14 protein-coding genes are annotated in these 15629 nt (G+C 47.1%); 7 read left to right on the top strand and 7 right to left on the bottom strand.

What is annotated here, in order from left to right; genetic code table 11:
* Positions 1-32: 32 nt before the first annotated feature.
* The 4 genes from dapB to OA57_RS03095 are packed head-to-tail and all read right to left on the bottom strand — an operon-like array spanning position 33 to position 3289.
* Complete coding sequence (gene dapB / locus OA57_RS03110) at positions 33-848, bottom strand: 4-hydroxy-tetrahydrodipicolinate reductase (protein ID WP_034613279.1); 816 nt, start codon at positions 846-848, stop codon at positions 33-35.
* A gap of 1 nt (position 849) precedes the next feature.
* Positions 850-1965: a 23S rRNA (cytidine(2498)-2'-O)-methyltransferase RlmM gene (rlmM, locus tag OA57_RS03105; RefSeq protein ID WP_034613277.1), complete on the bottom strand. Its 1116-nt coding sequence runs from the start codon at positions 1963-1965 to the stop codon at positions 850-852.
* Between the two features lie 4 nt (positions 1966-1969).
* Positions 1970-2380: a DUF423 domain-containing protein gene (locus tag OA57_RS03100; protein ID WP_034613274.1), complete on the bottom strand. Its 411-nt coding sequence runs from the start codon at positions 2378-2380 to the stop codon at positions 1970-1972.
* A 21-nt stretch (positions 2381-2401) separates the two neighbouring features.
* Positions 2402-3289 carry a transcriptional regulator GcvA gene (locus OA57_RS03095; RefSeq protein WP_034613273.1) on the bottom strand — a complete coding sequence of 296 codons (888 nt, stop codon included), beginning with the start codon at positions 3287-3289 and terminating at the stop codon, positions 2402-2404.
* Between the two features lie 334 nt (positions 3290-3623).
* Between OA57_RS03095 and OA57_RS03090 the strand changes: the two genes are divergently transcribed.
* The 6 genes from OA57_RS03090 to OA57_RS03065 all read left to right on the top strand — a co-directional run bounded on the left by OA57_RS03090 (position 3624) and on the right by OA57_RS03065 (position 10381).
* Positions 3624-4052: a MarR family winged helix-turn-helix transcriptional regulator gene (locus tag OA57_RS03090; RefSeq protein WP_034613271.1), complete on the top strand. Its 429-nt coding sequence runs from the start codon at positions 3624-3626 to the stop codon at positions 4050-4052.
* Positions 4053-4123: 71 nt separating this feature from the next.
* Complete coding sequence (locus tag OA57_RS03085) at positions 4124-5146, top strand: branched-chain amino acid aminotransferase (protein WP_034613270.1); 1023 nt, start codon at positions 4124-4126, stop codon at positions 5144-5146.
* 306 nt (positions 5147-5452) lie between these two features.
* On the top strand, positions 5453-8095 hold the full coding sequence (ppc, locus tag OA57_RS03080; protein WP_034613267.1) for a phosphoenolpyruvate carboxylase: 2643 nt from the start codon (positions 5453-5455) through the stop codon (positions 8093-8095).
* Positions 8096-8248: 153 nt separating this feature from the next.
* On the top strand, positions 8249-8563 hold the full coding sequence (locus tag OA57_RS03075) for an HI1450 family dsDNA-mimic protein (RefSeq protein ID WP_200883587.1): 315 nt from the start codon (positions 8249-8251) through the stop codon (positions 8561-8563).
* Between the two features lie 163 nt (positions 8564-8726).
* On the top strand, positions 8727-9539 hold the full coding sequence (locus tag OA57_RS03070; protein ID WP_052122345.1) for a formylglycine-generating enzyme family protein: 813 nt from the start codon (positions 8727-8729) through the stop codon (positions 9537-9539).
* 32 nt (positions 9540-9571) lie between these two features.
* The gene (locus OA57_RS03065) at positions 9572-10381 is read left to right on the top strand and encodes an SDR family oxidoreductase (RefSeq protein WP_034613262.1); all 810 of its coding nucleotides are present in this window, start codon (positions 9572-9574) and stop codon (positions 10379-10381) included.
* A 77-nt stretch (positions 10382-10458) separates the two neighbouring features.
* Here the strand turns inward: OA57_RS03065 and bioD are convergent, their stop codons facing one another.
* A complete protein-coding gene (gene bioD / locus OA57_RS03060) occupies positions 10459-11184 on the bottom strand; it encodes a dethiobiotin synthase (RefSeq protein WP_034613260.1) in 726 nt (241 codons plus the stop codon).
* Between the two features lie 95 nt (positions 11185-11279).
* Positions 11280-12497 (bottom strand): ROK family protein, encoded by a 1218-nt coding sequence (locus OA57_RS03055; RefSeq protein WP_052122344.1) that lies wholly within the window; start codon positions 12495-12497, stop codon positions 11280-11282.
* 258 nt (positions 12498-12755) lie between these two features.
* Between OA57_RS03055 and asnS the strand changes: the two genes are divergently transcribed.
* Positions 12756-14159, top strand: a complete 1404-nt coding sequence (gene asnS / locus OA57_RS03050) for an asparagine--tRNA ligase (protein WP_034613257.1) — start codon at positions 12756-12758, stop codon at positions 14157-14159.
* A gap of 52 nt (positions 14160-14211) precedes the next feature.
* On the opposite strand, the gene sbcB is transcribed toward asnS, so the two are convergent.
* On the bottom strand, positions 14212-15627 hold the full coding sequence (gene sbcB / locus OA57_RS03045; protein ID WP_034613255.1) for an exodeoxyribonuclease I: 1416 nt from the start codon (positions 15625-15627) through the stop codon (positions 14212-14214).
* Positions 15628-15629 lie beyond the last annotated feature (2 nt).

The raw sequence follows: 15629 nt of genomic DNA, 5'->3' as shown, positions 1-15629 counted from the left end.
TTTAAACCGCACTTTTATCCTTTTGTCAAACACTATAAATTATTTAAATCCAACACATCGGTCATATCGAATAAGCCGTGATTTTTGTTTTGTAACCATTTCGCGGCTCGCACGGCGCCATTGGCAAAAGTCATGCGGCTGGAGGCTTTGTGGGCGATTTCTACCCGTTCACCTTCGTCGGCAAACCAAACGCTGTGTTCACCGACCACATCGCCGGCACGAATGGTGGCAAAGCCGATTTCGTCACGTTTGCGTTCGCCGGTGATGCCTTCACGGGCAAAAACGCCGTGTGTTTTCAGATCGCGCCCCAACGTTTTTGCGATATGCTCCCCCATTGAAAGTGCGGTGCCGGACGGGGCATCGACTTTGTGTCGGTGGTGTGCTTCGATCACTTCAATGTCGCAATAATCCCCCATCACTTTGGCGGCTTTTTCCAATAGCTTGAATACTAAATTCACGCCTACGCTGTAGTTGGAAGCAAACACAATACCGATTTTTTCCGCCGCTTGTGCAATCGCTTGTTTGCCGGCATCGTCAAAACCGGTGGTGCCGATAACCATTTTTTTATGATTGGCAACACAAAAATCAATGTAACACAACGTCGCTTCAGGACGCGTGAAATCAACTAATAAATCAAATTGATCTTCCACTGCTTCTAGGTTATCGCTGATTTGTATGCCGAGCTTACCAACACCGGCCAATTCTCCGGCATCTGTCCCCACAAGACTGGAGCCGGCACGCTCTAACGCTGCGCCCAATACAACGCCGTCAGCATTATTCACGGCTTGAATCAATTGGCGTCCCATTCTGCCGCCTGCGCCGGCGACAGCAATACGTAAATCTGTCATCTTATCCCTCACTTTTTTGTCTATAAACAGAAGTAATCAATACATGAACGGTAATTTCTTCCCGATCATGAAATAAATGTTTAGCTTGAATGCGGTGAGTTAATCCCTGTTTGTTTAAATCGTCACTGAGTTTTTGCAGACATGACCGCACTTCTTGATAACGTTTTTTCATCGGCAGTTTTAGATTAAAAATCGTTTCTTTGCACCAAGCGTGAATCAGCCATTTAGTCATCAATGCGGTAATACGAGCCGGTTGTTCCACCATATCGCAGACTAGCCAGTCGATTTTAGTGCGTTTCGGCGGCTGAAATTTAAATCCATCTTCAGGACAATGATCAACTCGCCCTGTTTCCATTAATGACGGTGCAATTTTGCCGTGATCGACCGCATAAACAAACATACCGCGCTTGACCAATTGATATGTCCAACCACCCGGGCAAGCGCCCAAATCAACCGCTTTAACTTGATCGTTCATGCGTTGTTTTTCTTCTTTTTCACCGAGGAAAGTCAAAATCGCTTCTTCCAGCTTCAAGGTTGAGCGGCTCGGTGCATCACTCGGAAATTTCAACCGTGGAATGCCCATAAAGTGCGGTGCGTGATTGTTGTTATACGAATAACCGACATAGCAACTGTCGTTGGCAAGAAACAGAATATGCAGCGTGACGCCGTTGCCGTTTACTTCACGGAAATTGAGAAAACCGCACTTTTTCAACTGTTGGCGCAACGGTACGGTAAATTTACGACAAAAAGTAGACAGCGCTTTGGCTTCATTGGTGTCGGCGGTTTCCACCCACAGCTCGGTACTGAGTTTAAGATTCAGGTTATCGTTATGTTGTTGATATTGCGCTATAATCGGACGGATTCGATCGTCCGGCGGCAGCGCTGTCAGCAAATCGGAAACCACTATCATTTGACGGGCAAAAATCAATTGTTGAAACGGAATCTCCTGCGCCAGTCGATCCGCTTCGTTTTCTTGATAACATTCAAAAATAACATAACCACTGTTTTCCGCCACTCTGGCAAAGCCATATATGCCCAAATCGCCCGCTTTTTCGCTGATTTCGGCCGCCAGTTCTTTTTCAAAGCCGATTCGGCAATATAATGCTAATTTATTCAAAATATTAATCTCTCGTTTTCAGGCTGCCGGCAATGCTGATGAACGTCAATGCTCCCCAACCGATTAAAAAGGCTACGCCGCCGATCGGCGTAAACCACGCCAGGGTTTTGATGCCGGTTAATGCCAATCCGTATAAACTGAAAGAGAAACACAGAATGCCGACGGCCCAGCCGTAGCCGATCCAGTTTAGCCCTTTGCGGCGGCACGCCGGCGCCGGTTGATGTTGGGTTGCCGTGACAAACAGCCCTAAGCCCAGTAAAGCGAGGGTATGGAAAAACTGGTATTTCAAGCCTTTTTCAATCCAGTCCAGTTGTAAAAAGGTCAAGTGCGGTTCCAGTCCGTGCGCAGTAAAGGCGCCGAATGCCACACAGAAAAAGCCGCTGATGGCGGCAAAAGTTAGAAAACGGTTTCCCATAAATTATCCTCAAAGTGCGGATCAGTGATGTTGTTGAATATGTTCGATGATCCAATTGATAAAGGCGACAGTCTGCATTTTATCCGAATAATTCGGATGATACACCACATAAAACGATTTCGGATCGGTGACATCGGTTGAAAACACCTCTTTCAGCGAGCCGTCGATAATATATTGCTGTGCCAGAATTTTATTCGCCAATACAACGCCCTGCCCGTGTAATGCCGCTTGTAGCGCCATAAACGTGTGGCTGAACACCGCACCGTGCTGAATATTAATATGCTTTAATTGCAGATGCGCCGCCATACTCTGCCAGTTTTCACGGGTGTGAATATGCAGTAAATTGTGATTTGCCAACTCGTTCAATTGCGTGAGCGGCTTGTGCTGCAACAGTTTCGGTGCAGCAAAAATGGATAGCCGCCCTTCAAGCAAACGCTGGCTTTTCAGCCCTTTCCAATCGCCTTTACCGTAGAAAATCGCCACATCGGCATCCGCCAGAATATCACTTTCATCATAATCAAACCCCTGAATATTCACTTCAATATCCGGATACAAGCGGTTAAATTCGCTTAATTGCGGCACTAACCATGCCAAGCCGAAAGTCTGCGGCACTTTAATGGTCAGTTCCTGCTCATGCCGGCTGCTTTTCAATTGGTCGGTCACATCGGCCAAGCGGCGTAAAATCACCTTAATTTCATGAAAATAGGCGCTGCCTTGCTCGGTCAGTGCCAAGGCGCGGTTTTTGCGGATAAAAAGCCCGATGCCCAAAAAATCTTCCAGCAGTTTAATTTGGTGGCTGACGGCGGCTTGGGTGACAAACAATTCGTCTGCGGCTTTGGTGAAGCTTAAATGGCGAGCGGCCGATTCAAACGCTTTTAGTGCATTTAACGGGGGTAAACGTTTATGCATAAACTATCCTGTCGTTAAAATCGCATAAGTAAAACTTATGCGAACGATAAAAAAATATAAATTGTTACTCTGTACGGCAAAACCTAAAATGGCGGCATTGCTTAAGCAACATAACGTTGTTTTTAAGTATGATGTTGTGTTTTATCTAGTTCACTAGATTTGAGTTTACTGTTAACTTCCTGTATATATTCAAACCGATTTGGTTTATCGGCCGCTCTGAATAAGAGCGGCTTTTTTATGCCTGCCATTCTAGCATAAAGAAATGTGTTTCCCCTATCCTCCCGCCGCTTGTTATGCTAAATTTTTAATCCCGTTGTCTTCCGAGAACCCTTTGATGAATAACCAAAACCCGCCTCAATATTTGATTTGGCAGTTGAAAAATCTGACGTTGAACCTCAATAAAGCGTTGGATCAGCGCTTACAGCAAGAGGGGCTGACATTATCGCAAGCGCGTGTGATGTTGCTACTGTTTGCGGAAAACGGGCAAAGCCAAAGCCGTTTGCTGAAACAGCTGCAAATCGAGTCGTCATCGATGACCAAAATTATCGATTTGCTGGAACGTAAGCACCTCGTAATCAGAAAAGACAATCCCCGTGATGCACGGCGTAAAAATATCTTTTTGACCAAGCAGGGACAGCACAAAGAAGCCTTTATTCGTCAACTGCTGCAACAGTTTGAAGCGGACTGGCTCAGCCCGCTCTCGTCCGCCGAAATCCGGCAATTGCAAGACTTGTTACAAAAAATTCAGCCGGAACCAAATTAATGATTGATTTGGCAGAAAAATAAGATAAAAATGTTTTATCCGGTTTACATAAAAAGAGTTAAGGAAAAACAATGAGTGACGTTTCATTAGATTGGGCCAACTTAGGCTTTGGCTATATCAAAACCGATTTTCGCTATATCGCCCACTGGAAGGACGGCAAATGGGGCGGCGGCAAGCTGACCGACGACAATGTGCTGCATATCAGCGAAGGCTCGACCGCACTTCACTACGGACAACAATGCTTCGAAGGGTTGAAAGCTTACCGTTGCAAAGACGGCAGCATTAACCTGTTCCGCCCCGATGAAAATGCCAAACGGATGCAACGCAGCTGCCGTCGCCTGTTAATGCCTGAAGTTCCGATCGAGATGTTTGTCGAGGCGTGCAAACAAGTGGTCAAAGCCAATGAAAAATTTGTCGGACCTTACGGCAGTGGTGCGACCCTCTATCTGCGCCCGTTTCTGATCGGTGTCGGCGACAATATCGGTGTTCATGCGGCGCCGGAATACATTTTCTCGATCTTCTGCTGCCCTGTCGGCGCCTATTTTAAAGGCGGCATGAAACCGACCAACTTTATTGTGTCCGATTATGATCGTGCCGCACCGCAAGGCACAGGCGCCGCCAAGGTAGGCGGAAATTATGCTGCCAGTCTGTTGCCGGGTAAAGATGCCAAAGCGCGTAATTTCGGCGATTGTATCTATTTGGATCCGACAACGCACACCAAAATTGAAGAAGTCGGTTCCGCCAATTTCTTCGGTATTACCAAAAACAGCGAATTTGTGACCCCGTTATCGCCGTCTATTTTGCCGAGTATCACTAAATATTCGCTGCTCTATCTGGCTGAAAACCGGCTGGGATTAAAGGCGATTGAAGGCGATGTCTATATTGATAAGTTGAGCGATTTTGTTGAGGCCGGCGCTTGCGGCACTGCGGCGGTAATCACTCCGATCGGCGGCATTCAAAACGGCGATGATTTCCATGTGTTCTATTCCGAAACCGATGTCGGCCCGGTGACTCAACAACTCTATCATGAATTAACCGGCATTCAGTTCGGCGATGTCGACGCCCCTGAAGGCTGGATTGTAAAAGTCGCCTAATCTGCGCATTGCCCGCCAAACCGCACTTTATCGACTAAACATCAAAGTGCGGTCAACGAATTTTTATCAAAAAATAATCTTGTATTGCAGTGAAAATATTGCGCTCATTTGTTTCAAAAATGTTTAATAAGAGAGCAACTTTATCATCTCATTCACAGTAAATTTTCCCTATTGTTAAAAATCTTACAGTATTTAGTAATATCTACCCCATAATCGTTAATTTCTGTTGACCCGCTTTCCGTTTTTTTGTTATATCTATCACAGATTCTAAATTTTAAAATTGACTTTCTGAATAAGGAACAAACTATGATTCAGCAGTATAGCGAAATGCGTAATAACGTCAGCATGTTGGGGCGATTTTTAGGTGAAACCATCAGCGATGCGCAAGGCAGTGATATTCTTGATTTAATCGAAAATATTCGGGTGCTTTCCCGAAACTCTCGAGCCGGCAACGACAAAGCACGGCAAGAACTGCTGGAAACGCTTGCCACTATTTCTAACGATAATATTATTCCGGTTGCGCGCGCTTTCAGCCATTTTCTGAATCTGACCAATATTGCCGAACAATATCAGACCATTTCCCGTCATCATGACGATTTGGAATCCAGCCGACGTTCAATCGGCAGTCTGTTCAGCAAGTTGAAGGCACAAGGCATCAAGCAGGAAGAGGTGCTAAGTGCGGTTGACAATTTGTTGATTGAATTGGTGCTGACCGCACACCCGACGGAAGTGACCCGCCGCTCGTTAACGCACAAACACGTTGAAATCAATAAATGCCTAAGCAAATTGGAACATTCCGATTTAACCGTGAAAGAACGCACCGCTATTGAACGGCGCTTGCTGCAATTGATTGCCGAAGCTTGGCACACCAACGAAATCCGCACTCAGCGCCCGACACCGTTCGAGGAAGCGAAATGGGGTTATTCCGTGATTGAAAACAGCCTGTGGACTGCCGTGCCGATGTTTTTGCGCCAATTGAACGACAGCAGCAAAGAGCATTTAAACGTGACATTGCCGGTTGATTTTACACCGGTCAAATTCTCTTCTTGGATGGGCGGAGACCGAGACGGCAACCCGTTTGTTACCAGCACCGTGACCCGCAGCGTATTAAATCTGGCGAGAGCTAAAGCGGCAGAATTATTTTTAGAAGATATTAAATTATTATCCGACGAATTATCGATGGTTGAAGCCACCGAGGAATTTAAAGCCAAATACGGCGAACATCAGGAACCGTACCGTTATATCGTTAAAGATCTGCGTGCCAAACTGAAATTAACCCAAAATCACTATAACGACTTGTTGGCGGATCGCCAGCCGCGTACCACCGCCGAACAGATCATTACCAAAAACGAACAACTGTGGGAACCGCTGTTTGACTGCTACACTTCCCTTTCCAAGTGCGGTATGCGGATTATCGCCAACGGCTTGCTGTTGGATACGTTGCGCCGTATCCGCTGCTTTGGTGTGACGTTGTCACAGCTGGATATCCGTCAGGAAAGCACTCGCCACAGTATGGCGATTGCAGAAGTCACCCGTTATATCGGATTGGGGGATTATGCGCAATGGAGCGAAGCGGACAAACAAGCCTTTCTGATCAGAGAACTGAATTCTCGCCGACCGTTGATTCCGATTGAGTGGTCGCCGAGCGAAGAAACCAAAGAGATTTTAGACACCTGTAAAGTGGTGGCGGAACAACACGAGGGTGTGATTTCAGCCTATGTGATTTCCATGGCAAAATTCGCTTCCGATGTCCTTGCGGTACACCTGTTATTGAAAGAAGCAGGCTGCACTAAAACGATTCCGGTCGTGCCGCTGTTTGAAACGCTGGAAGATTTGGACAATTCGCAATCGGTAATGGAAGAATTGTTTAATGTCGGCTGGTATCGCGGTTTTATCAATAATAAACAGATGGTGATGATCGGTTATTCCGACTCCGCCAAAGATGCCGGTATGATGGCGGCGTCATGGGCGCAGTATCGCGCGCAGGAAGCATTGGTCAATTTGTGCGAAAGACTGCATATTGAACTGACCTTGTTCCACGGTCGCGGCGGTACAATCGGCCGCGGCGGTGCGCCGGCACACGCCGCCCTGCTTTCACAACCGCCAAAATCCCTGAAAAACGGTTTGCGCGTCACTGAACAGGGCGAAATGATTCGTTTTAAACTGGGCTTGCCGCAAGTCGCCATCAATAGTCTGGAACTCTATGCCAGTGCCATTCTGGAAGCCAACCTGTTACCGCCGCCGGAGCCGAAAACAGAATGGCGCGGTATTATGGACGAACTCTCGGTTATCTCTTGTGATATTTACCGCAACATTGTGCGTGAACAACCCGATTTCGTACCGTATTTCCGCTCCGCCACGCCGGAACAGGAATTATCGCGCTTGCCGTTGGGCTCACGCCCTGCCAAACGTAACCCGAAAGGCGGAGTCGAAAGTCTGCGTGCCATTCCGTGGATTTTTGCTTGGATGCAAAACCGCTTAATGCTGCCTGCTTGGTTGGGCGCCGGCGCGGCGATTCAACAGTTGCTGGATAACGGCAAAAGTGCGGTGGTGGAAGAGATGTGCCGGAGCTGGCCGTTCTTCTCTACCCGTATCGGCATGTTGGAAATGGTATTCAGTAAAACCGATTTGTGGCTGACGGAATATTATGATCAGCGTTTGGTCGAACCGACTTTATGGCGCTTGGGCAGCGCATTGCGCCAACAATTGCAAGCCGACGTGAAAACGTTATTGGAGCTGTCACATAAAGATCAGTTGATGGACGATTTACCTTGGGTCGCCCAATCAATTGCATTGCGCAATGTGTATACCGATCCGCTTAATCTGTTGCAGGTAGAACTGTTGCAGCGTCTGCGTCAACAGCCTGAAGAACAGCAGGATTCGCAACTGAATCAGGCGCTGATGATCACTATCACCGGCATTGCCGCCGGTATGCGCAACACCGGTTAATCAGAGGTTAACGTTTTCATCTTGATTGCCCCGTGATCTCTGATAACGGGGCTGTTTTTTATCTGATTGAGGAAAAGTGCGGTTAAAAATATTGGTTTTCAAACGCAGAAAAGGTATCCTAACCGCACTTTGATGACTGATAAGGAAACGATAATGCCAAACAAACTTGATCCTGACAGTGCGATTGATACCGCCTACGATATCTTTCTTGAAATGGCGGAAGAAAATCTCGATCCGGCGGATATTTTGCTGTTTAATCTGCAATTTGAAGAACGCGGTGCGGTGGAGATGGTCGAAACCGCTGAAAATTGGGACGAGGAAATCGGGGTATTAATCGATCCCGATGCTTATGCCGAAGTCTGGGTCGGCTTGGTCAACGACCACGATGAAATGGACGATATCTTTGCTAAGGTATTGATTTCACATGATCAGAATAATCCTGAATATCACGTTATCTGGAAAGAATAACACCACGCTATTCTTATTATACGGTGTCGGCACAATCCCATGCTCACACCGCTTCTCAAACCATTAATGAATGAAATTCATAAGGTCAATCAACTTACCCCACTTAATTGCACAAATCATTTACTGTTAGAATCCCCCTGTTTTAACAATACAGGGACTGTCAATGAAAAAATACACCACGCTGCTTGGCTTGACATTCAGCATAACAACCGCTGCTTTCGCCCATGCCGTTCAACACTATACCAATACGATCGGTATGGAATTTGTCGAAATTCCGGCCGGCACATTCCTGATGGGATCCGCCGCTGATGATCCGCAGGCATATGATGTAGAAAAAGCACAACACCAAGTGACGATCAGCAAGGCGTTTTATATCGGTAAATACGAAGTAACTCAGGCCGAATGGGAAAAAATTATGGGTGAGCCCCCTTATCAGCGCACTCGTTCCAACCCTTATTATCAACTGCCGGGCATGAAAGAGCGGATCACACGTCCGAATCATCCTGCAACGGTATCTTGGAACGATGCCCAAGCGTTTTTAAATCGGCTCAATCAGCTTGACGCTGACCATCACTACCGTTTACCGACTGAAGCGGAATGGGAATATGCGGCGCGAGCCGGCAGCCAAACCGCCTATTCTTTCGGCGATAACGAGCAAGAACTCGGAAATTATGCTTGGTTCGGTGAGGATTTCAGCCGTGGCGGCACACACCCTGTCGGGCAAAAACGCCCTAATCCGTGGGGTCTGTATGATGTACACGGAAATGCTTGGGAATGGGTTAATGACTGGTTTACGTCACGCCACTCCCCTACCGCCCAAACGGATCCGCAGGGCGCACCGTCCGGCAGGGATAAAACCGTGCGCGGCGGCAGTTGGCACAACACTGCCACCAGCTGGCGCAGTGCGTTTCGCAAGCCTTACAGCCCCGATTATCGCGGCATCAGTATCGGTTTTCGTATTGTGATGGAAAAATAATCCAACTTATTTACAACATATTAGGATCAAAAATGAAAGAGATTATCGTCATTGTCGGCTCAGGCGCTATCGCTCAAGCCATTGCCCGCCGTATCGGCGCCGGCAAACATATTTTATGTGCTGATTTACACGCCGAACAGGCTGAGAAAGCGGCTGAAACATTACGAACCGCCGGCTTTGAATGCAGTAGCGCACAAGTCAATATCACGGATCGTCCGTCACTTACCCGACTTGCCGAACAAGCGGCAACGCTGGGAAAGGTTAAATATGTTGTCAATTCAGCGGGCGTGTCGCCTTCGCAAGCACCGGTTGACATGATTCTGAACGTAGATCTATACGGAACGGCACTGTTTTTGGAGATTTTCGGTAACGTTATTGCGCAAGGCGGCTGTGGGATTGTGATTGGTTCACAATCCGGTCACCGTTTGGCGGCGCTCACCCCGGAGCAAGATCGCTTGCTTGCCGTAACGCCGAGTGATGCGCTTTTGGCATTACCGATGCTGGCGGAGATCAACGATACCCTGCTCGCTTACCAAACCGCCAAACGCGGCAACAGCCTGCGGGTTCAAGCCGAAGCCGTGCGCTGGGCGGAACGGGGGGCAAGAGTGAATTGTATCAGCCCCGGCATTATCCATACTCCGCTTGCCAATGACGAGCTGAACGGCGAACGTAAAGCGTTCTACCGAAATATGCTTGCCAACCAGCCTGCAAAACGTGGCGGCACGCCGGACGAAGTCGCGGCATTGGCGGCATTAATCATGGGACAAGAAGGCGGCTATATCACCGGTGCGGATTTCTTGATTGACGGCGGCGCAACGGCAACATTTTTCTATGGCGCATAACGCTATCGCCGAATAGGCAAGTGCGGTATTACATCAAATGTAATACCGCACTTTTATCGTTTGACGGGATTATCTGTTTAGCGCACTGTCTGCAAATAGCCCAAACGTTCGATATTGGTCATAAAATCGGATAAATCCAGTTTTTCAGGCTGATACAAATACGGTATTTGCCCCAGCAGCGGCGCATCAATTTTAAGGCGGAGCAGCTCGATAATGGCGCTGTAATTGCTTAAACCCGGATTAATCCGATTCGCCACCCAGCCGATCAGCGGCACACCGCTCTTTTCAATCGCCTGCACCGTCAATAACGCGTGATTGATGCAGCCTTCCTTGATCCCCACCACCAGCACCACCGGCATCTGCTGCTGTACCACCCAGTCGGAAAAATCCAAAGTGCGGTTTATCGGGGTCAGCCAGCCGAATGTCCCTTCAACCAACACCGATTGATAACGCGAAGTCAAGCGTTGCAAATCACTGTTGAGCTTTTCAATCCGAATAACCTGCGGTTGCTCCAAAAATTCGTTTAAGCCGGGTTCTTGCTCCAACGGCATGGTATAACTGTTAATATCATGGTACTGCAACGGTTGCGCACTGCTTTCCAACAATGTTAAAACATCACCGTTTTGCTTCCCGTTTTGTGCCGCCGGCGTATCTAAATAGGGATGATAGCCGCCGTCACCGCAGGCAATCGGTTTATAGCCGACAATTTGGCATCCCTGTTTTTGCAGCGCCTGAATAATCGCTCGGCTCGCAACCGTCTTGCCAACACCGGTATCCGTGCCGGTGATAAAAAAACAACTCATAATTTTCCCTCTCTATTCGCTATACGGGAAAATTCTAAGCAAAAACGAAAAGTAATTTATTGAGCTAACACAAGTTTTCGGTAGATAGATCCAAATCAGCGCACCAGATTGGCAAATAATTCGCCGTTATACAGTTTTTGCTTAATGGCCGACGATGCAATCGCCGGATCATTCCAACTGAATTTTGAGGTGATGATCTCTACCTGCTGCTCGTCGGACAGCAACGCATCTTGTAATTTCAGTGCCAGCCGTTGCAAAAACAGATCTTTAACCGATAATAAACGGGTGTTAATCATGATTTTTTCAGAAGCAAAAATATTAGTCAGATACATCAGCAAATAAGAGACATTGTCCGCCAGATGATGAATGATTCTGACCGCTTCGCCGTTTCCTTGCTGTGCCTGTTCACACAGGAAACGAATTTTACTTTCATCGTTCGGCAAATCGTTCGGCAAATCGTTCGGCAACAATAAATCGACCAACTGATAGATCGCTTTATTACTGACTTGGTTATACAGATAATGCCTTTCCATTTCCGGCACATCAAACGCAATGCTGTCGCTCAGCTCACTGATTTTCGGCAACGACACTTTGTCGATATTCATGCGTTTCTGTTTCTCGTTTTTTATCATTTTGCCTTCGCTCAGCACACTGATATTGATAGCATCGTCAAACTGCAAAAAAATCACGTTATCGCAATTAATCGCATTGCCCAAATGGCTTTCGGCGAAGGTCCACATCGAAAAATGTTCCGCCACGATAATCGGGAATTTAAACCCTGCCTGTAGTGCTTCCTGCAAATCCGGATTGAGTTCTTCCGAGCCGAGGTAAACCCGCTTCTCAAACTTGTCGATCCGGCCGAGAATACAGAGTGAACAAGCCAGAATATGGTTGGTCTCTTCATGATATTTTTTCAGAAATGCCTGAATAGCGTTGCCGATAAATGCTTCCAACGTTACGTTTTTATCCAACGCCACCTGAAGGTGCCGAACCAATTTTCCGTTAAGCTCGCATAAACTGATATCCAAGCTTTTTTCACTCAACGTTACCGCCAGATAGTGCCAATAAAACGGAGACAGACAAATCCCGACCGCAGGGCGACCGCGGACAATGGTATTTTGTACCGCTCTTTCAATCACAAACTGCGAATTGATCAACTCTCTGGTCAGATTGGTGATACTGGCCGGAGCAAATCCTGAAATTTTGGATAAATCAATCCTTGAAATCAGTTCAAACTGTTCGATTAAACGATATATTGACCCTAAATGCTGTAAATTTATACGGTTAACACCTTCTTGTTTTAGTTTTGGCATATGTTCTCTTCTTCCAATAACATTCACGGCAGTGACGCCGTTTTTAACAGCCTCTTTTATACGCATTTATTTATTTAATTACAATAAGATATTGTCAAATATGCTAATCAGCTCACGATTTCGAAAGAATCTTCGACCCAATAAATATTCTCTAACCCGTTATCGTAAAGCGGTTTATTTCCTTTGTTACACATTGTATTTTCGTCCGGAATCAGTAAACTAGAGCGAACGTTTATCTTTATCTGATTTGAGGAAAAAATGGCTAAAATTTCATCTGTAAATGCTGTTTTGCAAGGGAAAATCTCCGTAGGCGAAACAATTACCGTGCGCGGCTGGATTCGAACCCGCCGCGACTCCAAGGCGGGATTCTCTTTTTTGGCGGTCTATGACGGCTCTTGTTTTGATCCGATTCAAGCGATTGCCGGCAACCATCTTGCCAATTATCAGGACGAAGTGTTAAACCTGACCGCCGGTTGTTCCGTTATTGTTACCGGAACCGTGGTAGAATCACAAGGGCAAGGGCAATCCGTTGAATTACAAGCACAAGATGTCACGGTCACCGGCTGGGTAGACGATCCGGAAACCTATCCGATGGCAGCCAAGCGCCACAGTGTCGAATATTTGCGCGAAGTGGCGCATCTGCGCCCGCGTACTAATCTCATCGGCGCCGTTGCCCGTGTGCGCCACTGTTTGGCACAAGCAATCCACCGTTTTTTCCATGAACAAGGCTTTTATTGGGTGGCGACGCCGGTGATCACCGCCTCGGATACCGAAGGTGCCGGCGAAATGTTCCGTGTTTCAACCTTGGATTTGGAAAATCTGCCGCGTGGTGATGACGGACTGGTGGATTTTAAACAGGATTTCTTCGGTAAAGAATCCTTTTTAACCGTTTCCGGCCAGCTAAACGGCGAAACATATGCTTGTGCGCTCAGTAAAATCTATACCTTCGGCCCGACTTTCCGTGCGGAAAATTCCAATACTACCCGCCATTTGGCGGAATTTTGGATGGTGGAACCGGAAGTGGCGTTTGCCGATCTGGCGGACAATGCCGCTTTAGCGGAAGCGATGCTGAAATATGTGTTCAAAGCGGTGTTGGAAGAACGTGCCGATGATCTGAAGTTCTTTGCCGAACGTGTCGATAAAGACGTCATCACCCGGCTGGAAAAATTTATTGCCTCCGATTTCGCCCAAATCGACTATACCGATGCGATCGATGTGTTGCTGAAATCCGGCAAACATTTTGAATTCCCGGTGGAATGGGGTATCGACTTGTCGTCCGAACACGAGCGCTATCTGGCGGAAGAATATTTCAACTCCCCAGTCGTGGTGAAAAACTATCCGAAAGACATCAAGGCATTCTATATGCGTCTGAATGACGACGGCAAAACTGTTGCCGCCATGGACGTGTTGGCGCCGGGAATCGGTGAAATAATCGGCGGTTCACAACGTGAAGAGCGCTTGGAAGTGCTGGATCAACGCTTAGCCGACATGGGACTCAACAAAGAAGATTACGGGTGGTATCGCGATTTGCGCCGTTACGGCAGCGTACCGCACGCCGGTTTCGGTCTGGGTTTCGAGCGTCTGATTGTTTACGTCACCGGCGTACAAAATATCCGCGATGTTATCCCGTTCCCGCGTTATCCGCGTAACGCATCATTCTAATTCGAAGCAAGCATTGCTCGATATAATCATCCCCACTACGGTGGGGATTTTACTATCTCAATAATCTTTCGCCGTATTCATAAACCTGCTGCAATAATGCCATTTTTTCAGGATTATCATGGTGTAATGCGGCAAGCTCCTGCAATGCTTGCGCAAACGCCGCTGCATTCTGTTCCAATTTCAACATGCGGTATTTTTGCCATTTAATCTGTTCGGCACGATTGAGGGAAGGATAAAAATGGCGGGCCCGATAGTGAAACAATAATTCAGGAATACGTTTATCCTCGAATGTTAAATCAGGATTTTTTAATTGCTCGGTATCCAGTCTGCGCAAAATTTGCAAATTGCGCTTATCGGCATCACTGAAAAAACCGTCATAAAGTGCGGTTTCGACATTAATGTCTGCCGGATAATCACGTTGCTCGCTAAAAATCGAGATGACTTTGTCCCGAATTTCAAACGATTGCTGTAACAGCTGTAAATTTTGCCGGCATTTTTCCCGATCGATGCCCAATCGTTGCGCATTTTGCGGTAATAAGGTTTTTTCCGGGGCGACAATCGGACATTTGTTGATATGTACCAATTTTAACGGCACAGGCAAAATATTCTGCCGTTCCAAATCTGTTTTTTTGCTGTATAACCGCACGCTGAGGGTTTCAGCATTCAGCGCCAATAAATCACTTAAATCGGCACTTAAATCACACACAATCACCGCATTATTATTGCTCGGATGCCACGCCAGCGGCGCAACAAGTGCGGTATTGCCGCGATAGTTGCCCAACATGCCGGAAACATGCACCAACGGCATCATTTCGGCGGTATCAATCAGTTTTTCGACCGCTCTTTTGTTGCGTAAATTGAAGAAATAATCAAACAACCGCGGTTGTTTTTGCTTAACCAGCTTCGCCATCGCAATCGTGGCATACACATCCGCCATCGCATCATGTGCATTTTCGTGTTCGATGCCGTTGGCTTTGGTCAGGCGATCCAACTTGAATGACGGCAGCCCTTCATCATAAACCCAGTTAATTCCCTCCGGCCGTAACGCATAACAGGCGCGCAGCACATCAAGCAAATCCCAACGTGAATTACCGTTTTTCCAACTATATTCATAGGGATCGATAAAATTACGGAAAAAGGTGTAACGGGTCATTTCGTCATCATAACGAATATTGTTATACCCCATAACGCAGGTGTTCGGCCGACTGAATTCCGCCAGAATCCGTGCGGCAAATTCCGGTTCGTCCATGCCCTGTTGATTGCACAATTGCGGCGTAATGCCGGTCACCATCACTGCCGCCGGGTGCGGCAGGTAATCCGTAGTCTGTTTACAATAAAACATCACCGGTTCACCGATGATGTTGAAGTCCTTATCGGTACGAATACCGGCAAATTGTGCCGGACGATCGCGCGACGGATCGATCCCGAAACTCTCAAAATCGTAAATAAAGAAACTGAAATCCGCCATCG

This window comes from Chelonobacter oris, assembly GCF_000772535.1.
Classification (GTDB): Bacteria; Pseudomonadota; Gammaproteobacteria; order Enterobacterales; family Pasteurellaceae; genus Chelonobacter; species Chelonobacter oris.
The sequence above is the reverse complement of the archived record's forward strand: the minus strand, read 5'-3'. Positions and strand labels throughout refer to the sequence as shown.

Coding starts and splice junctions, on each gene's coding strand:
- dapB (WP_034613279.1), bottom strand. CDS start 848: ATGACAGATTTACGTATTGCTGTCGCCGGCGCAGGCGGCAGAATGGGA.
- OA57_RS03100 (WP_034613274.1), bottom strand. CDS start 2,380: ATGGGAAACCGTTTTCTAACTTTTGCCGCCATCAGCGGCTTTTTCTGT.
- OA57_RS03095 (WP_034613273.1), bottom strand. CDS start 3,289: ATGCATAAACGTTTACCCCCGTTAAATGCACTAAAAGCGTTTGAATCG.
- OA57_RS03090 (WP_034613271.1), top strand. CDS start 3,624: ATGAATAACCAAAACCCGCCTCAATATTTGATTTGGCAGTTGAAAAAT.
- OA57_RS03085 (WP_034613270.1), top strand. CDS start 4,124: ATGAGTGACGTTTCATTAGATTGGGCCAACTTAGGCTTTGGCTATATC.
- ppc (WP_034613267.1), top strand. CDS start 5,453: ATGATTCAGCAGTATAGCGAAATGCGTAATAACGTCAGCATGTTGGGG.
- OA57_RS03075 (WP_200883587.1), top strand. CDS start 8,249: ATGCCAAACAAACTTGATCCTGACAGTGCGATTGATACCGCCTACGAT.
- OA57_RS03070 (WP_052122345.1), top strand. CDS start 8,727: ATGAAAAAATACACCACGCTGCTTGGCTTGACATTCAGCATAACAACC.
- OA57_RS03065 (WP_034613262.1), top strand. CDS start 9,572: ATGAAAGAGATTATCGTCATTGTCGGCTCAGGCGCTATCGCTCAAGCC.
- bioD (WP_034613260.1), bottom strand. CDS start 11,184: ATGAGTTGTTTTTTTATCACCGGCACGGATACCGGTGTTGGCAAGACG.
- OA57_RS03055 (WP_052122344.1), bottom strand. CDS start 12,497: ATGCCAAAACTAAAACAAGAAGGTGTTAACCGTATAAATTTACAGCAT.
- asnS (WP_034613257.1), top strand. CDS start 12,756: ATGGCTAAAATTTCATCTGTAAATGCTGTTTTGCAAGGGAAAATCTCC.
- sbcB (WP_034613255.1), bottom strand. CDS start 15,627: ATGGCGGATTTCAGTTTCTTTATTTACGATTTTGAGAGTTTCGGGATC.